The 18797-nt window shown below is 67.8% G+C and carries 22 protein-coding genes and 1 pseudogene; 11 read left to right on the top strand and 12 right to left on the bottom strand.

The features are described 5' to 3' along the window. The first annotated feature begins 108 nt into the window (after positions 1-108). From SD37_RS17315 to SD37_RS17290, 6 genes are read left to right on the top strand one after another with little or no spacing between them, the layout of a single operon-like run. A complete protein-coding gene (locus SD37_RS17315) occupies positions 109-1128 on the top strand; it encodes a Gfo/Idh/MocA family oxidoreductase (protein WP_052675036.1) in 1020 nt (339 codons plus the stop codon). Further along, the gene (locus tag SD37_RS17310) at positions 1118-1936 is read left to right on the top strand and encodes a sugar phosphate isomerase/epimerase family protein (protein ID WP_044852878.1); all 819 of its coding nucleotides are present in this window, start codon (positions 1118-1120) and stop codon (positions 1934-1936) included. The genes SD37_RS17315 and SD37_RS17310 overlap by 11 nt, the downstream gene beginning before the upstream one ends. Continuing rightward, a complete protein-coding gene (locus SD37_RS17305) occupies positions 1933-3153 on the top strand; it encodes a M20/M25/M40 family metallo-hydrolase (RefSeq protein ID WP_044852877.1) in 1221 nt (406 codons plus the stop codon). Before SD37_RS17310 ends, SD37_RS17305 begins: the two co-directional genes overlap by 4 nt. Continuing rightward, a complete protein-coding gene (locus SD37_RS17300; RefSeq protein ID WP_044852876.1) occupies positions 3150-4199 on the top strand; it encodes an Ldh family oxidoreductase in 1050 nt (349 codons plus the stop codon). Before SD37_RS17305 ends, SD37_RS17300 begins: the two co-directional genes overlap by 4 nt. Continuing rightward, positions 4196-5140 (top strand): Gfo/Idh/MocA family protein, encoded by a 945-nt coding sequence (locus tag SD37_RS17295; RefSeq protein ID WP_044852875.1) that lies wholly within the window; start codon positions 4196-4198, stop codon positions 5138-5140. Before SD37_RS17300 ends, SD37_RS17295 begins: the two co-directional genes overlap by 4 nt. Next, on the top strand, positions 5073-5474 hold the full coding sequence (locus SD37_RS17290; protein WP_044852874.1) for a DUF6917 domain-containing protein: 402 nt from the start codon (positions 5073-5075) through the stop codon (positions 5472-5474). Before SD37_RS17295 ends, SD37_RS17290 begins: the two co-directional genes overlap by 68 nt. Before the next feature lie 45 nt (positions 5475-5519). On the opposite strand, the gene SD37_RS17285 is transcribed toward SD37_RS17290, so the two are convergent. The 4 genes from SD37_RS17285 to SD37_RS17270 all read right to left on the bottom strand — a co-directional run bounded on the left by SD37_RS17285 (position 5520) and on the right by SD37_RS17270 (position 8455). Further along, positions 5520-6056 carry an EF-hand domain-containing protein gene (locus tag SD37_RS17285; protein ID WP_044852873.1) on the bottom strand — a complete coding sequence of 179 codons (537 nt, stop codon included), beginning with the start codon at positions 6054-6056 and terminating at the stop codon, positions 5520-5522. Positions 6057-6132: 76 nt separating this feature from the next. Next, positions 6133-7380 (bottom strand): nucleotide sugar dehydrogenase, encoded by a 1248-nt coding sequence (locus SD37_RS17280; RefSeq protein WP_044852872.1) that lies wholly within the window; start codon positions 7378-7380, stop codon positions 6133-6135. A gap of 36 nt (positions 7381-7416) precedes the next feature. Further along, positions 7417-7728: a hypothetical protein gene (locus SD37_RS17275; protein WP_044852871.1), complete on the bottom strand. Its 312-nt coding sequence runs from the start codon at positions 7726-7728 to the stop codon at positions 7417-7419. Between the two features lie 424 nt (positions 7729-8152). Then, entirely contained in the window at positions 8153-8455 is a 303-nt protein-coding gene (locus tag SD37_RS17270; protein WP_236725397.1) for an STAS domain-containing protein, read from the bottom strand. Positions 8456-8649: 194 nt separating this feature from the next. On the opposite strand from SD37_RS17270, the gene SD37_RS43485 reads away from it, so the two are divergent. Continuing rightward, positions 8650-8922: a PAS domain-containing protein gene (locus SD37_RS43485; RefSeq protein ID WP_201788937.1), complete on the top strand. Its 273-nt coding sequence runs from the start codon at positions 8650-8652 to the stop codon at positions 8920-8922. Then, a pseudogene (locus tag SD37_RS17265) lies at positions 8892-9773 on the top strand (IS701 family transposase); the annotation flags it as partial. The gene SD37_RS43485 and the pseudogene SD37_RS17265, both read left to right, overlap by 31 nt. A 512-nt stretch (positions 9774-10285) precedes the next feature. Here SD37_RS17265 and SD37_RS17260 read toward each other — a convergent pair. Genes SD37_RS17260 through SD37_RS17250 form a run of 3 tightly spaced genes read right to left on the bottom strand, consistent with a single transcriptional unit; the run spans position 10286 to position 12245 of the window. Beyond that, positions 10286-10585 carry a hypothetical protein gene (locus SD37_RS17260; protein ID WP_044852869.1) on the bottom strand — a complete coding sequence of 100 codons (300 nt, stop codon included), beginning with the start codon at positions 10583-10585 and terminating at the stop codon, positions 10286-10288. Beyond that, a complete protein-coding gene (surE, locus tag SD37_RS17255; protein ID WP_044852868.1) occupies positions 10582-11322 on the bottom strand; it encodes a 5'/3'-nucleotidase SurE in 741 nt (246 codons plus the stop codon). The genes SD37_RS17260 and surE overlap by 4 nt, the downstream gene beginning before the upstream one ends. Continuing rightward, positions 11322-12245 (bottom strand): 1-phosphofructokinase family hexose kinase, encoded by a 924-nt coding sequence (locus SD37_RS17250; RefSeq protein ID WP_044852867.1) that lies wholly within the window; start codon positions 12243-12245, stop codon positions 11322-11324. The genes surE and SD37_RS17250 overlap by 1 nt, the downstream gene beginning before the upstream one ends. Before the next feature lie 125 nt (positions 12246-12370). On the opposite strand from SD37_RS17250, the gene SD37_RS17245 reads away from it, so the two are divergent. Together SD37_RS17245 and SD37_RS42675 are read left to right on the top strand one after the other, a co-directional pair. Next, positions 12371-12610 carry a hypothetical protein gene (locus SD37_RS17245; RefSeq protein ID WP_145926653.1) on the top strand — a complete coding sequence of 80 codons (240 nt, stop codon included), beginning with the start codon at positions 12371-12373 and terminating at the stop codon, positions 12608-12610. 774 nt (positions 12611-13384) lie between these two features. Beyond that, positions 13385-13684 (top strand): hypothetical protein, encoded by a 300-nt coding sequence (locus SD37_RS42675; RefSeq protein WP_145926652.1) that lies wholly within the window; start codon positions 13385-13387, stop codon positions 13682-13684. Between the two features lie 132 nt (positions 13685-13816). Here the strand turns inward: SD37_RS42675 and SD37_RS17240 are convergent, their stop codons facing one another. Both SD37_RS17240 and SD37_RS43770 read right to left on the bottom strand, forming a co-directional pair. Next, positions 13817-14806, bottom strand: coding sequence for an LLM class F420-dependent oxidoreductase (locus SD37_RS17240; RefSeq protein WP_044853423.1), 990 nt, complete (start codon positions 14804-14806; stop codon positions 13817-13819). Between the two features lie 5 nt (positions 14807-14811). Further along, positions 14812-15030, bottom strand: a complete 219-nt coding sequence (locus SD37_RS43770) for a hypothetical protein (protein ID WP_044852865.1) — start codon at positions 15028-15030, stop codon at positions 14812-14814. 32 nt (positions 15031-15062) lie between these two features. Between SD37_RS43770 and SD37_RS17235 the strand changes: the two genes are divergently transcribed. Further along, the gene (locus SD37_RS17235; RefSeq protein ID WP_236725396.1) at positions 15063-15878 is read left to right on the top strand and encodes an NAD(P)/FAD-dependent oxidoreductase; all 816 of its coding nucleotides are present in this window, start codon (positions 15063-15065) and stop codon (positions 15876-15878) included. 231 nt (positions 15879-16109) lie between these two features. Here the strand turns inward: SD37_RS17235 and SD37_RS17230 are convergent, their stop codons facing one another. The 3 genes from SD37_RS17230 to SD37_RS17225 are packed head-to-tail and all read right to left on the bottom strand — an operon-like array spanning position 16110 to position 18778. After that, a complete protein-coding gene (locus SD37_RS17230; RefSeq protein ID WP_052674828.1) occupies positions 16110-17294 on the bottom strand; it encodes an ATP-grasp domain-containing protein in 1185 nt (394 codons plus the stop codon). A 12-nt stretch (positions 17295-17306) separates the two neighbouring features. Beyond that, positions 17307-17546, bottom strand: coding sequence for a hypothetical protein (locus SD37_RS42670; RefSeq protein WP_145926651.1), 240 nt, complete (start codon positions 17544-17546; stop codon positions 17307-17309). Positions 17547-17590: 44 nt separating this feature from the next. Continuing rightward, positions 17591-18778 (bottom strand): MFS transporter, encoded by a 1188-nt coding sequence (locus SD37_RS17225; protein WP_044850552.1) that lies wholly within the window; start codon positions 18776-18778, stop codon positions 17591-17593. Positions 18779-18797 lie beyond the last annotated feature (19 nt).

Below are 18797 nucleotides of genomic sequence, written 5' to 3'. Positions count from 1 at the left end.
AGTCGCACTTCCTGGTCAACTCAAGGGGAAAGTATTGACAGTTGATCTTCCCGGATGCCAGTTTTGCGAGGGGATTTCGAATGCGAAACTCGAGGGGCAGGCTCACCAGTGCGTTCATTCGTCGTGGGACTCGGCAGGGCAGGCGCGGGACTGCATCTGCCGGTCCTGGCCAAACTCCGTGCCAGCACTCCGCAACTTTTCGGCGACGCGCCCGTCGTGGCGTGTGACCCACGCCAGAACGTCGCCGACCGGGCAGGTCTCGTGGTCGAGCCGACACTCGACTCCGCCGCCGACGGTCTCGACCCCGCCGAAACCGTCGTGCACGTCTGCACACCGCCGACCGAACGCCTCACGGTGCTCTCCGAACTCGCCAAGCTGGGCTTCCGCAAGATCATCGTGGAGAAGCCGCTCGCCGCCGACATCGACGATCTCGCCCGGATCATCCGCTTGCGCCGTAAGCACAAACTGCATATCGAAGTCGTCGAGCCGTGGCTCACCAGCACCCTCACGTGGCGGCTGGTCGAACTGATCCGCGGTGGCCGGTTCGGCGCTCCGAAGTCGATCGACATCGTGCAGAACAAACCACGATTCCGCCGTTCACTCATGGCACCCGGTCATCCGACGGCCTTCGACGTCGAATTGCCGCACGGTGTCGCGCTCGCTCTCCGGCTCGCGGGCGCCGCACGGGTCACCCACGCCTCCGGAAGCGATCTCGAAGTGGAAGGCAACCTCGGCCCGCGGATGGGCGGAGCCGTCGTCGGCCTCCGGCACAACACGGGTGTCCACACGGAAATCCGTTCGGATCTCACGTCCCCGGTGCGCGAGCGGCGGGTCACCGTCGAATTCGAGAAAGGCGGCGCGGTCGGGCACTTCGCGGTGAGCGGGGATGATCACCACTCCCAACTGACCCTGAGTTCGAACGGCCGATCCGACCATGACGTGCTTCGGGACGACGCGATGACCGAGTGGGTGTTCCAGGCCTACCAGAAGTTCCAGCTGGGCGAGGAGCAGACGCTGGGGTTCACCTTCGCAACCGAGGTGGTGCAGCTGCTCTCGGTGGCCAAGAACATCTGCGCGGAACCGGTCTCACGGCCCGAACCCCCAGTGGGGGCCACCCGTGCCGGGTGACCCGGTACTGGCCGGTATCACCGACGAGGCGGCGCCGGACATCGAAGGGCAGATCTCGGTACTCCGCGCACTGGGCTGGCAGGCGATCGAACTGCGCAACATCGATCAAGTCGCCCTCGCCGAACTCACCGATGAACGGTTCGAAGCCGTGGCGGCCGCCTTGTCCGACAACGGCCTCCGGGTCGTCTGCCTGGCATCCCGGATCGGGAACTGGGCGCGGCCGATCTCCACCGACTTCCGGCACGACCTCGCCGAACTCGATGTCCTCGCCAAGCGAGCACGGGCAATCGGCACCCGCCACCTGCGGATCATGTCGTATCCCAACGCCGGTCTCGGCGATTCCGACTGGCGCGCGCGGGTGATCGAGCGGGTCACCGTCCTCGCCGACCGCGCCGAGCGCCACGGCGTGACGCTGCTGCACGAGAATTGCTCGGGCTGGGCGGGCACGAACGCCGAACGGATGCTCGAACTGCTGGACGAGGTCGCGAGCCCGGCGCTGAAACTGCTGTTCGACACCGGGAACGGCGTCGCCCACGGTTACGACGGTTTCGACCTGCTGGCCGACATCGTCGACCACGTCGAACACGTGCACGTCAAGGACGCGGACGAACACGGCTTCACCATCCCGGGTGAGGGCTCCGCGCGGGTCGCGGACTGCGTCAAACTGCTGCGGGCCGCCGGATACAGCGGTGCGTGGTCCGTGGAACCCCATCTGGCGATGCGGCCGCACGAACCGGGTGAGCCGGCGCCGGACGCGGCGATGAAGTTCATCGCGGCGGGGCGGGCGATGGCCGGACTGCTCCGGTGATCCCGGCCGACCGCGACCTGCTGCTACGGCTGGTCGACCTGCCGACCGCGGGCCCGCTCGAAACGACCGGCGAAGTCCGGCTGTGGGACGCGATGCGCGTCTACGCCGACGCGGCGGCCGAGATCGGCTTCGCCACACTGCACCTCGCCGCCCCGGCCCCGTCGGTGCTCGACCGCCCAGGTGTCCCGGCCGCGGTCCGCGACACCGGGCCGGACTTCCTCGCCTGCCAGCCGAGCCTCGTACTCCGGATCGGACCCGCCGCTCCGGCCGTCATGTTCAACGTGCATCTCGACACGGTGGCGCCGTTCGAACCGGCGGGCTTCGACGGGACCAGGTTCACCGGCCGGGGCGCCATCGACGCCAAGGGGCCCGCGGTGGCGCTGCTGGCCGGTGTCCGCGCGGCGCTGGCGGCGGATCCGGCGGTCGGCAGGGACGCCGGAGTGCTCATCCAGGCGGTGTCCGGTGAGGAAGGCGGCGCGATGGGCACGTTCGGCACCCGCCCGCTCGTGGAGGCCGGATTCCACGGCGAGCTCAACGTCTTCTGCGAACCGACCGGACTGCGGTACCTGCCGCGATGCTCGGCATCGATGACCGCGTGTCTGCGGGTGGACGGCGACGACGCGATCGACGACGAGCCGCACCGCGGGCACAACGCGACGGTCCTGCTGGGCTTCCTCGCCCAGCACCTCGCCCACGATCTGACGCCGCACGGGCGGTTCTGCATGGCGGGCCTGCACACCGGACGCATGCACAACCGGGTGTACGGCCGTGGTGAGCTGCTGCTCAATTTGCCCTACGACAGCGAGGAATCGGCGTCGAAAATGGCCGCGGCCCTGGAGGACGGCCTGCGCTCCGGCCTCACCGAGTTCAGTGCCCGGTTCGGGGATTCGCCGCCCTTCCGCCGCACCGCGGCCGACGCGGCGGCGATCACCGGCGTGCACTGGCGGAAACGCGGCCTCCCCGCCCTGCCCGCACAGGAGATCCCGCTGCTGGACAGGCTCGTACCGCGGTGGCCGGACGACGAACCCGGCTTCACCTGTGACGCCATCTGGCTCGCCGGCGTCCCGGACACACGGACAGCAGTCCTCGGCCCCGGCTCCTTGGGCGCCAACAACGCTCACTCGAGCGGGGAGTACGCCGATGTCGCGGACCTCGACCGCTTCAGCGATCTCGTGCGGGAAATCGTCGTGGAGTTCAGCCGGAATGGAGCAGCATGACCGTACTGGTGCCCTACCAGGCCCTTCTGTCCATGGTCGCCAGGATCTTCGCCGACCGGGGTGTCCCCGAGGAGCGGGCGACGATCGCCGCCACGGCGCTGTGTCACGGCGACCTGACCGGAGTGAGCTCGCACGGCCTGATCAACCTGACCCGGCTGTACCTGCCGCTGCTCGACCGAGGACGCGCCGATCCGCGGGCGAACATGGTCGTGCAGACCGATCTCGGCGCTTGCGTCCTCGCCGACGCGCGCCGGACGCTCGGCTTGTGGTCGGCTTCGCAGGCCATGGAACTCGCGTGTGCCAGGGCCTCGCGACACGGCATCGGCCTGGTGTCGTGTCGCGGCGCCACCCACATCGGCTGCGCCGGCCACCATGCCGCACGGGCGGTCACCCACGGCATGATCGGCCTGCTCGCTTCGAACTGCGGCGGCCAACGCATCGCCCCGCCACCGGGCGGCGCGGCCGCGATGCTCGGAACGAATCCGCTCGCGCTGGCCTGTCCCGCCGGTGACGCGCATCCGTTCGTACTCGACATGAGCACCACCGTCGTGCCGACCGGCCGGGTGCGCGCCGCGGCACGGGAGCGCAGGCCGATCCCGCCGGGCTGGCTGGCCGCCGAAGACGGCTCACCGGTGACCGACGCCGCCGCGTTCGACCGGGGCGAGGCCCGCCTGCTCTGGCTGGGCGGCGACCCCGAAACGGGCGCCTACAAGGGTTTCGGCCTCGGCCTGCTGGTCGAGGTACTCGGTGCGCTGGTACCCGGCGCCGCGCTCGGCGCGTTGTCCGCCGACGGGGAAAACGACGACGACATCGGGGTCATGGCGCTGGCGATCGCACCGGAGCTGTTGCGCGCGGGATTCGCCGCCGACGCGGCCGCGCTCTTCGCCGCGGTGCGCGACTGGCCCGCACAGGATCCCGCCGCCCCGGTCGTCTACCCCGGCTGGTATGAGGGCGAGCGAGCCGCGCGGCGCCGTGCACGCGGGGTGCCGGTGCCGGAAGCGGTGTACGACGAACTGTCTTCGGCGTTGGAAAGGAAGGCCGGATGATCCGGGTCGGTGTCGTGGGCCTCGGTGTCATCTCGCGGTTTTATCTCGCCGCGGTGGAGCGGTCTCCCGACGTCGAGCTCGCCGCCGTCTGCGATCTCGACCCCGCCGCGTTGCGCGATTCCCCGGTGCCGGGGTTCGGCGATCACCGTGCGATGCTCTCCGCCGGAGGCCTCGACGCGGTGATCGTGACAGCGCCCAACGACGTCCACGCCACGGTGTGCCGGGACGTACTGGACGCGGGCCTGCCGGTGTGCGTCGAGAAGCCGCTCGCCACCAGGCTCGCGGACGGCGAGGATCTGGTGGCCAGGGCCGATGCACGAGATGTCGCTCTGTTCACCGCGTTTCATCGCCGGTACAACGGCAACGTGCGCGCGCTGCGCGAGAAGCTCGTCGGCGGGGCACCGATCGCCTCGCTGACCGTGCGGTATCTGGAGCGGATCGAAGAGCACGTCGGCCGTGACCGCTGGTACCTCGACGCGGCACGCTGCGGCGGCGGCTGTGTGGCGGACAACGGACCGAACGCGCTCGACCTCGTCGAACTGTTCCTGGGCACGGTGACGCTGCGCGACGTACGGATCCAGCGTGACGAGGACGGTGTCGACCGGCGGGCGACACTCGTGCTCGACGGTGCGGTCGTGGAACTCGACTGGTCATATCCCGGCGAGACCAAGGACATCGAGGTCCGGCTGACGGACGGGACCGTGTGGCGTGCCGACATGCTGGCGGGCTTCCCGAAGTTCAAGGAATCGCTCTGGCACGAGTACGCCGGATTGCTCCGTGAGTTCGCGGCCGCGGTGCGCGTAGGTGGATCGCGGCACGACAACGGCCTCGCCATTTTGTCCATAGTGGACGAATGCTATCGAAGGGAGCACGATGCGGGAGGACGGACCGAAACGGGAGATCACCGGCACCGTGGTGAAGGTGCTCGTACATCACCGTGACGACCGGGGAATGAGTCTCGAACCCTTCGCCAGCCGCTGCGTTCGCGTCGGCGAGGTACACGAGCTGGTCACGACGAACCACCAGGACACGGCTCCCGGAGCACGGATCGACCGCGTCGCCTTCCTCGGGTTCGCCGAAATCGACCGCGCCGGGGTGATCGACCGCGGCGACGAGGTCTGGCTCGGCGACGAGCTGGTCGGCACCGTGCTCGGCTTCGACGGCTGCCATTTTCCCAACCACTACAACATTCTCATTCACACCGCGCGCCCGGTTTCCGGCGAGGAGATCGGGTTGAAACCGGAGGGGGAGGTGCGATTCCGCGGCCGGTGGTGAGTAACCCGGAAGCGGGCCACTCACCACCGAAACGCCATGCCGTCGTTACTTGCCCAGCAGTGGTACGTCGATCTTGCCCATGTGGTAGTCGCGCACCGCTCGCACGAGTTCGTCGACGGTCAGCTTCCCGTTGCCATTGACGTCGATCGCGCGGAACGCGGACGCCGTGGCCGAGGATTCGACACCGATGGCGGCCAGCCACTTGCCGAACTCCTGCTGATTGACCTCGCCGTCGCCGTCGGTGTCGCACAGACCGACGATCGCCGCGATGGTGGGACGGACCACCCGGTCGAATCCCGAGTCACCTTCCTGGAAGATCTGCGCTTCGATCACTTCGGTGAACTGCCGCTCGTTCAGCGGCCCCTTCGGGCCCGTGCCCGCCTTGGTCGCCAGATACTCGTACATCGTCGCGAACGAGTCTCGCACCGCGCGTGCCTGAGGTGACGTCGGGTCCTCACCGAACGCCTCGATGATCCGAGAGGCCTCGGCTTCGAAATCGGACTTCTCGATCTTGCCGTTCCCATTGACGTCCCACTTCTGGAAACGCTTCTTGAGCCTGTCGTTCTTGACCGCTGCGGTCATTCGTGCACTCTCCTTTTCTGGGAAGCTCGGATCACTTCACGTACGCGTCCAGCCGTCTCTCAACCCGGCAGGACGTTCAAAGCCGGACGACCTCCTCTCCGGGAACCTGTCCCGTCACGTCGAACAGCAGCCTGGCCGTCGAGTTCAGCCGGCCGAGGTCGTAGGCGCGATGCGCCACCGCCAGCACGGTGACCTCCGCTGCACGCAGCGCCGCGTCGAGATCTTCCGCCGGTGGCCCCAGCTCGGGCACCGGGGCGGCCACCGGATCGTGGTAGGACAGCTCGGCGCCGAGTGCGCGCAACCGGACGGCGATCCGGATGGCGGCGGACTCACGCGTATCCGGAACGTCGGGCTTGTACGCGACACCCAGCAGCAAGACTTTCGCGCCCCGCAGGGGTTTGCCGTGTTCTGCCAGCAACCGCGTCACCCGTTCGACGACATGTTCCGGCATCCGGTCGTCCACCAGCCGCGCCGCGTGCACGACGCCGAGCAGCGTGCCCTCCCGCTCGGCCTTGTCCAGCAGGTATTTGGGGTCGATCGGGATGCAATGCCCGCCGACGCCGAGGCCAGGTACGAAAGGCATGAAACCGAACGGCTTGGTCGCCGCGCAGTGCAGCACGTCCCACACATCGACGCCGATCTGGTCGCAGAAGATCGCGATCTCATTGACCAGGGCGATGTTCACGTAGCGGTAGGTGTTCTCCAGCAGCTTGGCCATCTCCGCTTCCCGCGTACCGCGCGCCACTACCAGCGTGTCGACGAACCGTCCGTAGAACGCCGCACAATGCTTGGCGCACAACGGGGTATGCCCGCTGATCACCTTCGGCGTGTTACGCACACCGAACCGGGAGTTTCCCGGATCGACCCGCTCGGGTGAATACGCGAGGAAGAAGTCCTCCCCGGCGCTCAGGCCGTGTTTTTCCAGGATCGGCAGGACGATCTCCTCGGTGGTGCCGGGAAAGCTCGTCGACTCGAGCACCACCAGCGTGCCGGGCCGCAACTGCTCGGCGACCGTCGTCGCCGCGGATCGCACGGCTTCGAGATCGGGTCCGCCATGGGAGTTCAAGCCGGTGGGCACACAGACCACGATCGTGTCCGCGTCACCGAGGACCGCCGGGTCGGTCGTCACCGTGAAGCCGTTCGCCCGCATGGCCCGCAACCGGGCCGCGGACACATCGGGCACATGCGATCGGCCTGCGGCCACCCCTTCCGCCGTCCGCGGTGAGGTGTCGTATCCGAGAACCGACAACCCTGCCGCACTGGCGGCCGCGGCCAGCGGCAGCCCGACGTAACCCACTCCTACAACGACAAGATCGACAGACACTTGAGCCTTTCTCGGTCACGTTGTCACTCGAAACGATCACCGGCTGATCGAGAACGATCCGCTTCCCGGTGTGACGTGCGAGCCGTATCCAGGACTGACCGTCAAGCCAGGGGTCAGGCAAAGCGGATCTCCGTGGATGACCAGGTCGGAGGAGCTGAGATTGGCGAGAACATGAGCGCTCAACGGAAGTTTGTTGCAGCCTTCGGGATTCCTATAGGTTTCCAAACGCTCGAACTCGGTCGAGAACACCACCACGTTGCCCGCCGCGGCCATGGCCGACGGACTCGACACGATCAGCAGGGCCGCGGCGACAACCGCGCTCAGCGCTGCGCTGACTAAACGGTTCATCGAATGCCTCCTCATTCAAGATCACGACTTCTCTCCGCACGCTAACAGTCACAGTGAGTCAAAACTTTGCGGCGGCGAGACTTCACGCGCGCAGGTTGCCTTCGGCCAGCCAGGGTCATCCGGATGGCGGCTTCAGGCCGTCTCAGCGTGATCTTCGAGAGCGGCCCGTTCACATGAACGAGTGGCGCCGACGATGGCGCACAGGAATTCAGGGGCATACAGCAGCGCGTGCCCACGGCGCGGTGGATTTCTTGAGCGGCAAGAGTTTCGATGTCGAACACGGGCAAAGCAGGCTTCGCACCTTTTCCGTATCGCACTCTTGCGAATACCGGCCGATACCGCCGTCTCCACGTTCTTTCCCTTTACCGAGACAGCAGGAGGGCTGATGGTCTTCCCCCGGCGACCCGGATTCCGCCGGCGTGGGTCACGAGTCCGTAAACGGCAGGAACGTCGACAGGCCTGTTCGCTCCGCCAGTCGGAGGAGCGTCGACGACGGCACTATCTGGAGTTGAAGACCTAGAGTGATGGCGCGACCGCGGAGGCCGATCAGGGTCGACAAACCAGTGGAATCGCAGAATACGACTCTCCGAAGGTCGATCAGCAAACTCGGCGGGGATGGTTCGACGGCTTGGTCGAACGCCGCCTGCAGATGCTCGGAAGTGACCTGGTCGATTTCTCCGCTGGCAGTGACGACGGCCGGTGCGCGATCGGGCCTGGCGGTGGTCACCGAGAACGGAGCTTCTCTTCCAGGGCCGCTCCCGGTCGTCATTGCCACCCCTTGTCATCGGCGCGCTGCGGTTCCCAGGATCGCCACGTGTGCGACGTCGGCTCGGCAAAGCGGTACAGGACAGCGATGGCGACCCGCTGCGCTCCGGTGAAGTGAACTGTCGTGACGGTCAGTGACCTTGGCAGATTAAGCCGGTGACCGACACCGCCGCCTCCGACGGAGATGCTTCGCATTCAGCGCTGAACCGGATCATCGCCGGGCATCCGCACGCCATCGGCAGTTTCCGGTTCCACTTCGCCGACCAGTCCTGGGAATGGTCCGACGACGTCGCCCGGCTTCACGGCTACGCGCCGGGTACCGTCCAGCCCACGACCGAGCTACTGCTGTCACACAAACATCCCGAGGACCGCGACACGGTAGCCGGAACGCTGGCCGCGAGCACCTGGGTGTGCCGGGTGGTGTGCTGATCGTGGACGACACCGGGTTCCTGAAGAAGGGCACCAAATCCGCCGGTGTGCAGCGGCAACACTCGGGAACCGCCGGCCGGATCGAGAACTGCCAGATCGGGACTTTCCTGGCGTATGCCTCGGATCGCGGGCATGCGCTGATCGATCGGGAACTGTATCTGCCGGAGCCGTGGATCGCCGACCGGGACCGCGCCCGTGCGGCCGGGATCCCGGACGAGATCGAGTTCGAGACCAAACCACGTCACGCGATGGCGATGCTGGCACGGGCGTTCGAGGCGGGTGTGCCGTTCGCGTGGATCACCGCCGATGAGGCGTATGGGCAGGTGAAGTATCTGCGGGCATGGCTGGAAGAATGCGGCGCCGCGCATGTGCTGGCCACCAAGGTCAACGACACCCTGATCACCATCGACGGCGGCGAGCACCGGGCGGATGAGCTGATCACCGCCCTGCCGCAGCGCTCGTGGCGGCGGCTGTCGGTCGGTGCCGGGGCGCACGGCCCCCGCGAATACGACTGGGCCAGGACACCGATCCGCATCGCCTGGCAGCCAGGACACGGGCACTGGCTGCTCGCCCGGCGTTCGATCAGCGATCCGACCGAGATCGCCTACTACGTCTGCTACGGGCCCCGCCGCTCGACGCTGCTGGACCCGGCCTGGATCGCCGGATCCCGCTGGCGGATCGAGGAATGCTTCCAGCAAGCCAAAAACGAAGCCGGGCTCGACCACTACCAGGTCCGATCCTGGCGAGCGTGGTATGCCCACATGACCCTGTCCATGCTCGCGCACGCGTGGCTCGCCGTCACCAGATCCCTTGCCATAAAAGGGGAATCGGTGTCGAGGAACCAGACATGATCGGATTCACGCTACCGGAGATCCGGCGCCTGCTCACCAAACTCCTCCTGCGTGTCGCCGACACCGCCGACCACATATGGTCCTGGTCACGATTCCGCCGCCGACGACAACACCAAGCCCGCCTCAGCCACTACAAACGGCGAGGCTACCCACTCACCTGAGTGCCGTTGCAGTACTAGACGGCCTGCCGACGATCGGCGGCAGAGTTCCCTCCCAAGCCGCCAGGGCCAGTGTGACTGGTCTGGCGACCCACGGCTACGACATGACGCCTACCCCCTGCATGGATGGGGGTGAGTTTGCCGCCTCACTGCGAAATACGGGTGGCCAGGGTTAATCCGGACGACCGTTGCAACGATGATGGAGAGCACAGAACATCGAGCTCCCAGTTCGAGTTCGCGAGGGGACCGCATCCCCACCGGTACCGGCAGCCGTCCCAGCGCGATAGACCCGGTCCACATATGGAGAATCGGATGGACGCTGCTCGACGCCACCATCGAGATCAAGACTCACGGTCAAGGGCCGGTTGCTTCTGGACGCAAAGCAGCGTCACGCTCCACCTGCCTGTGCGCGAGTTCGGTCGTCGCCTCGTCGATCTTCCGTTCGAGGCGCGAATCGTTCTCGAGCAAGGCGAGCACCTCGTCGTCGTCCAGTTCCAGGAGCCTTTTCGTGACGTGCACCGCGAGGATGGGCTGGTGTTTCTGCACCAGAGGCAGCAGCGCCAGGCCCAGCCGCGCTTTTCGCTGTTCCGGGGTCAGCTCGGCGAGTGCCGCCGCGGACACGTTTTCCCTGTCGTCAGGCATGCGGGCGATCACCAGTCCAGGTCGGGGTTTTCGCTGACCGAGTTCAGCGCGGTCACCGTCGCGTGGCCTTCACTCAGCAGACGCGCGTCGCTGCCCTGCGACAACTCGCCCTCGACCGTGATGGCGGCGACGGTGAACGCGCCGTCCTCGCCGTTCTGGACGTGACTGCGCACCGCACCGAATTCGGCCAGTCCGGTGCGTGTCGGCGGCCTCGCCTCGGCACGGTCGGGGACGTTGAGGTTCAGGACCGTGCCCGCGGGCAGTTCCGTGAGCCTGTCGAACAGGGTCGCGGCGACGGCGACGGCGGTGTCCCAGTGGGGGCGCGGCCCAGGTTCCAATCCCACGTCGAGGGACACCGCCAGAGCCCTGGCGCCGTTGATCGAGGCGGTCAGCGCCGCGCCGACCGTGCCGGAGTGCAGGATCGCGCGTCCGACGTTCGCCCCGTGGTTCACCCCGGACAGCACGATCTCCGGTGCCTCGCCGAACGTTCCCTGCGCCGCGGCCAAGGCGATCAGCCCGGGATGCGCGGCGACGGCGAAGGCCGGGACATCGGGGAGGCCGGACAGTTCCCGCCGTTCGACCGTGACCCGCCCCTCTTCCCCGGCGCCGGTCAGGCCCGCGCTGGTTCCGCTGGCCTCCGCCGCGGGCGCGGCGACCACCACGGTCCAGCCGTGGTCCACGGCTCCCCGGGCCAGCGCCGCCAGCCCCGGGGAATCGATACCGTCGTCGTTGGTGATCAGGGCACGCATCAGGAGGCCTCCCAGGGTTTCAGCCGTACTCGTCCGGTGAGTTCCCGCACGGCGCCGTCGCTACCCGAACCGAGACCGTGTCGTGTCACATTGATCGCGCCTGCCGCGGCCCCGAGCTTCACCGCGTCCCCCAGCGACCGGCCCTGCGCGAGGCCGACCGCGAGCCCGGCGGTCATCGAGTCCCCGCCGCCGCGGGTGTCGACCGGGGTCAGATCGGGCGACTCCACCAGGACCAGGCGCCCTTCGAGATAAGCGAGCGTCTCTTCGGCCGCGCGGGACACCACGACCGCGCGGGCGCCGCCCGACGCCAGCTCACGACAACCGTCCGCGAGATCGGGCAGCGAATCCGACTTGGCCAGGCCATCCTCGACCATTTCCTCGTGACTGATCTTGATCACCGCCGGATCGCCCGCGAGCGCCTTGGCTAGCCGTTCGCCGGACAGGTCCACCACGACCGGCGTGCCCTGCGTGCCCAGGTCCCTGACGAGCCGCTCGTACACCGAATGCGGCACCGGCACGTCGTCCTCGTCCGGCCCGCTGAGGACGGCGACGTCCGCGCGCAGCCCCTGGACGAGGGTCAACTCGTACAGATCGTCGAGTTCGTGCCGGGTCAACGCGTCCGCGGGCATCCGCACCATCTCGTCACGACGGCCGTCACGCCGATCGTGGACGTAGGCGCCGTTGCGTGCCGCGACTTCCCGGACCTCGGCATCGACACCGATCAAGTGTTTGAGCACCTGTCCGGTCTCCCCGCCGAGCGCGCAGCACAACACCGCCCGCGCGCCGAGCGCCTCGATCATCCGCGACTGCCATACCCCCTGCCCGCCCGCGTGCACGTGGACGTCGGGCGCCCCGTCCAACTCTTCCACCGTCACCGTCAGCTGCGGAGACGGCGCGAACACCGCTACTCGACCCTCAGTCATACCGGGATTTACCCGTTTTGCCGGATTTCACTCTTCATCGTCAGGTGCGTCCCGCCCCGAGAAGCGCTCGAATGCCGCGGAAATTACCCGCAGAGCGGCCGCGGACACTGTGCTTGGCTCATCCGGTGCTGAAGAAACTGTTCGCCGCCATGGCCATCACCGTCCTGTCGATCACCGTCACCGCACCCGCGCAGGCCGTGCCCGCGTACTACCAGCAGACCGTCACCGGGTCCACCCTCGCCGAGTGCAACGCGGCAGGCTCCCAGCTCGCCCAGCAGAAACGCGCCCAGGGCTACCTCGTCACCTGGACCGGCTGCGGCCACCAGGGCTTCGGCTACGTCGGCTTGGTCAGCTGGTCGGACTGAGTCCGAGGGCTGATGGCACCCAGTCAGCCGTAGCGCTCCGTCGCACCTGACTTGGTGCCGATTCGGCACAGAAAATCCTCGACGTTCACTCTGTCGATGACCTGACCCACGGCGCGCCCGCTCTCCCCACTACAGCGAAGATCGGACGGATCTCCGATCAATCGATCCCCGCCCAATACCTGGCCATACCGGCACACCCCCGAGCAGCCGCACGTGGACGCAGCGACAAGCAGCGCGGAAGTCCCGGCAACGGTGTGGCGTTCAGCGAACGCCGACTTGCCAGGTGTGAATGTGCCGCCACGAGGGCGGCCAGCATGCGACGCGCGATGCGGTCGCCGGAGCACGCCGAGCACCAGCCCCAAGAGCACGTTCGGGTGATGCTCGGACCTGGCAGGACACCCATTCCGCCTCTTCCCAGGCCATCCGACTTCCAGCAATAGCAGCCACATCATTGCGTCGGCGCCCACTGAGCACTCGTACAAGGCCGCGGAACAGGCTGCACGGGCCCGTGGCGACGCCGACCAGGCCGCCGGCTAGACGGCGTTCCCCTTGGGTGTGATCTGGTAGACCGGATCGTTCGGCAACTCTACGACGTGCGCGTCGCTAACGGGACCGACCAGCTCTGTGACCTCGCCGCAGAGCTGGTGCGACAAGACCTGGACGCCGTAACGCACGGCCAGATTCTGCAGATCGGCGCTAACCGGGATGCGGATGTCCTACTGAGATGGATGGCTCAGACCACTCGCCTGCCTTTGGGGCTACGACTCGCTGACGATGCATCGCGACAACGCGCCGACGGTGGCCAGCGGGCAATCTTCAGATGAGTCGGTCGATCTTTGGCTGGCGCGCGAACGTTTTCAGGCCTACCTTTTGTACATCGCAACACTGTTACGCTCGTTCCACGAGCGAGTACCAGAAACGATCGACCAACTGTCCGTTGTGGAGGATACGGCTGAGAATCCGGTGCAGCTCCTTGCGGATGCGCGCGCCAAAGTTTCGACTGACTCAGCCTTGGCAGCTGCTGCCGTCGACGCTTACAGTGCCGCCGTGTCGAGCGCAGGTGTCGAGGGTTGAGGGCTAGATCTCACGTGGGTCGGCAAATGGCAACATCCGCTCATGCCGCGAAGAGCGCGGGTAACGGACGAGAGTCCTTGGGGCGCGAGGTATTCGGTATTGCCGATGAGTAGGCGGGCCAGCGCCGCCTAGCTAGGTGTTCGTCGCCGGGACGACATACTTGGCGAAGAGGTCGATGCTGGAGCGGTCGTACGCGGCTTCGGGGAAGTTGAAGATCGCGTAGGTCATGCCGAGCGTTTCCAGCTTGGCCAGTCGCTCGGCGACCTGCTCGGGTGTACCGATGCCCACCCCGGCGGTGAAGATCGAGTACGCGCGCTCGGACGCTTCCGGGGACGCGTGCCTCGCGTAGTGGTCCTTGAGCCAGGCCAGCTTGTCCTGGACCTCTTTCTCGGTCTCGGCGATGACGCCGTTGTGGTTGGCCGAGCGTACGATCGCGCCGAAGTCTGTGCCGACGTCCTTGCAGTGCCCGGCCAGGATCTCCGACTTTCGGGTGAATGTCTCGATGTCGGCGGCGAAGTTGGTGTACTTCGCGAATCGCGCGGCGATCCGCAGGGTCTTCTTCTCGCCGCCACCGGCGATCCACAAGGGGATCCCGCCGTCCTGCAGCGGTAGCGGGCGCAGGATCGCGCCGTCGGTGCGGTAGTGGTCGCCTTCTATGGTGGACCTTCCGGTGGTCCACAGGTCCCGCATGATTCGGACGCCTTCGTCGAGCCGGGCGAGCCGCTCGCCGGCGCTCGGGAAGCCGTAGCCGTAAGCCCGCCACTCGTGCTCGTACCAGCCGGCGCCGATACCCATCTCGACGCGCCCGCCAGAGATGATGTCGGTGGTCGCGGCGACCTTCGCCAGGTAGGCCGGGTTGCGGTAACCGATGCAGGTGCACATCTGTCCGAGCCGGATGGTCTCGGTGGCCGCAGCGAAGGCCGACATCAGTGACCACGCCTCGTGGGTGGCCTCCTCGGTCGGTTCCGGCACTGTGTGGAAGTGGTCGTAGACCCAGATCGATTCGAAGGGCCCGGCCTCCGCGTGTTTCGCGATGCCGAGCATGGTTTTCCAGTGGTCCACAGGTTCGATGCCGGTCAGGTCCAGCCGCCAGCCCTGCGGGACGAAGAGTCCGAAACGCATGATCCTCACCGTAGCCTGCAGACTCCGCTATGCGACGCGTTCTCCGGGGTTTCCAGCCGGACGAACTCCAGCACCCGGTCCTCCGGTGACAGCTCCAGCACGCCCAGTTCCCGGACCACCCGGGCCAGGGCGCGGCGAGGTCGGTTTCCGCGTCCGCCCGCCAGCCCCCAGCGCCGCCCGGGCCAGTTGTGGATGGGGAGTCCTTCGACCGGGTGACCGCTCACCCGCGAGTTCACCGAAACACTCGCTCGGTGGTGTGTACACCCCGGACGCCGGTTACGTCTCAGATCCGGGCCTCGCCGCCGTGAACCTCGCCTCCGCGGCCTCGGCGGGTGGGGCGGAGTTCCGCTTCCGAAGCGCGGTGACAGGAGTGGAGAAGGCAGGCGGGCGTGTGACGTCGGTGCGGCTGTCGGACGGCACCCGGATTCCCTGTGCCGTCGTGGTCAACGCGGCCGGTCCGTGGTCGGGCGCGGTGAACCGGCTGGCCGGCGTGGGTTCCGATTTCACGGTCGGGGTGCGGCCGATGAGGCAGGAAGTAGCGCACGTGCCGGTCCCGGAGGGCTACGGAGGGCCCGTGGTGGCGGACATGGATCTGGGCACCTATTTCCGCGGTGAAGCGGGAGGGGGCCTGCTCGTCGGCGGAACGGAACCGGAGTGTGATCCGCTGCAGTGGACCGACGACCCGGACGCCGTCGACATCCACCCGACGGCCGCGGTCTTCGAGGCTCAGGTGACGCGGGCCGCGCGGCGACTGCCCGATCTGGCGGTGCCCAACCGGGCGCGCGGCGTGGTGGGCGTCTACGACGTCGCCGACGATTGGACTCCGATCTACGACCGCACCGATCTCCAGGGCTTCTACCTCGCGATCGGAACGAGCGGCAACCAGTTCAAGAACGCGCCGGTCGTGGGGCAGCTGATGACGGAACTGATCGACCAGGTGGAGAACGGAGCCGACCACGACGCGACCCCCGTCCGGTTCCGTGCCCCGCGCACCGGCCTGGAAATCGACCTGGGTGCGTTCTCCCGTAAGCGCGACCGGAACACCGCGAACTCGGGCACGGTGCTCGGCTGAGCCGGAACTCGGACGAGGCATTGCATCCGGGCGACCTTGATGCCCAGATGCAATGCCAGCCGGCGTTCTCCGCGCTGTAGAACCGGTCGGGCGAAAGGGCCGGCCAATGCTTGCCCTGCATCAGCACCCGGCCGCTCCCCTTTTCGCGGAACACCTGCCCGACGGCTTCGACGACCTCTGCCATCGGCAGATCGACGGACCCCAGGTCGGCCCGCGACAGGTAGCGGACGGTCATCGCAGCAGTGCGGCGGTCACGGCGTCGTACGCCTGGGCAGCCGCCTGCACGGCCCGCTCCGAGTCCACGCCGTGCACCAGCACGTAGCCGAGCCGCCCCTTGGACGAGAGCACGGGCCGCACCCGCGCGCCACCGGCCACCGAGAACTCGACGCGGACCAGCCCCGGCACCCCGGCGGCGGCGTTGTGCGGCAACGTGGTGACGCTCCGCGCGTCGACCGTCGAATACAGGTAGCGGATCACCGCCGCGTTCGGCGGCACCTTCGCCGGTTCGAAGGCGACGCCGGCGGCGTGCAGCAGTGCCTCGCGTGCCATGTCGCGGCCGGTGGCCAGCTGGACGAGCTCCCAGATCCGGTCGCCGCCGAGGCGCCGGTTGATCTCGATCACCGCGGGGCCGTCCTCGGTGCGGATGACCTCGACGTGTGACGGCCCCAGCCGGTGCCCGATCGCGGTCAGCGCGCGCAGCGCCTCCTGCCCCACCGCGGTGAGCGCGGGCGTGTCGAGCCTGGCGGGCACGATATGCCCGGTCTCGACGAAGTACGGCGCGCCCGTGGTGAGCTTCTCGGTCACCGCGACCACCTCGTGCCTGCCGTCCACGGACAGCGTCTCGACGCTGTACTCCTGGCCGGTCAGCAGCTTCTCGGCCAGCACCGCGCCGAAACCGACGTCGCCGGCATGCGCCCACGCAGGATCGACGTCGTCGGGGCCGGTGACGGTGTGCACGCCGAAACTGGCGAAACCGTTGGCGGGCTTGACGATCGCGGGAAACCCGTGCTCGCTCACGAAAGCTGTGAGATCGTCCGGCCGCAAGCACACCCGGTACGGGACCTGGTGGCAGCCGCCCCCGTTGAGCAGCCGCCGGACCTCGGCCTTGTCCGCGCCGAGCGACTCGACCGGGCCGGGCATGGAGGGCACGCCGAGTTTGCGCGCGATCTCGCCGACCACAGCGAGCGAGGCCTCACGCGGGCCGATGACAAGATCCACCGGGTCCTCGGCGTGGATCTCCGCCGCCGCCCGCATGCCCTGGTCCAAGCCGGTGTAGTCGACTTCGACGTAGTGGTGCGCCCAGGCGGCCTCACGCGCGTTGGCCGCTCCCGGCGCTTGCAGCAGGGAAACCCTGGCAGGCAGTCCGACCAGCTGGTTGGCAAGCTCCGGCCACGCACCGAGTACGAGCAGGTGCATCTTCCACCGTTCCTAGTGTGCAACAACTGTTGTAGGACAAGCTCTTTCGCGCGCTTCGCCGGTCTCCGAGACCGTCATCACGTAGCCCAGCCTGCTGTGCGAGGCGTCGGGCGTGCGCGCGATCGACGACGGCTGCGCCGTGACCTTGACCCGGATGAGCCTGTCGACCGAGTTCGCGGCGTCGACCGGCAGCTCGTTGGGCGACCCGCGGCTCGGAGTCGGCGACGAGGTACGCGATCGCCGTGCTTTCACCGTGTGCGAACCGCACGATGCGCATGCGGGTCTCCCTCCACTCGTCAGTCGGCCACGGGGACCGGTTGGTTCACCGGCACCCTGCTGAACAGCGCCAGCGCGACCGCGCCGACGACCAGCAGCCCGGCGCTGAACACCCAGAACAAGGTCCGGGAGGCGGGTTCACCGCCCAGCAGTGCGCCGGCGAGCAGGCTCACCGCGACACCGGCGACCGACCACGCGGTGGTGATGAAGCCGAGGTAGACCCCGGTGGCACCCTTCGGCGCGAACCGCACGGCCACCGCCTCCGACGCGCAGATGTTGATCAGCTCGCCGACGGTGATCACCAGGATGCCCGCGTACAGCGACCAGCGGCCAGGCGCGAGGCAGACCAGGCAGCCCGCGGCCATGATCGCCGATCCCGCGCCCAGCAGCCGAAGCCGCTGCTTGTGGTCGAGCTTGTCCACCCACCGGCCGCCCATGGTGCCGAACGCGACCACCATCGCCGCGTTGAGCGAGTTGATCAGGCCGACGCCGAAGTAGCCGAGGTGCTTGGCGTTGGCTTCCAGCGGCAGCGCCGAAACGAGCAGCGAAATCCCGTACCACAGCGGAATCGTCAGGCCGCAGTACACGAGGAACTTCGGATCCCTGATCGCCTGGCGCGTGCTGTGCCAGATGGACTTCCCGGTCGCGGCCCTGGTTTCGGCGTGCCTGCCGAAGCGCCGGTACGCGCCGATCGCGCTGACGACGTAGGCGAGCGCCGACATCGCCAGCACGATCCGCGCCGAGTGGTCGGCCACCAGCGCCGCGATCAGCGGGCCGAGCAGCGCGCCCACGTTGGTCGCGACGTAGAACCCCGCGAGTGAGGACGCGGCCGCGTCGTCCGAGGCCTCGGCGAGCACGACCCGGCTCGCCGTGTTGTAGACCGCGCCGCCGACCCCGTCCACCACGACCGCGATCAGCCAGATCGAGAACGTGATGGACGAGCTCAGCAGCACATAACCCACCGCCTCCGCTGCCAGCCCTGCCACCAGCAGCTTCGCGCCGCCGTAGCGGTCGCACAGGATGCCGCTGGGTATCGCCATGCCGCGCCGGAACAGGGCTTGCGCGGCGAGCAGGATCCCGACTTCGGCCACCGTCATCGAACCCGCGCGCAACGCGACCACGGCGAGCAGCGGGATGGTGAGGTAGAAACCGAAACTGGTGATCACCCGGGTGGTGGCGATGAACCGTTTCGCGGAGAGTTCGGCCACTGGGTCTCCTTCGGAGGTG

The sequence above is a fragment of the Amycolatopsis orientalis genome, assembly GCF_000943515.2.
Taxonomy (GTDB): Bacteria; Actinomycetota; Actinomycetes; order Mycobacteriales; family Pseudonocardiaceae; genus Amycolatopsis; species Amycolatopsis orientalis.
This window is presented reverse-complemented; position numbering and strand designations above follow the sequence as displayed.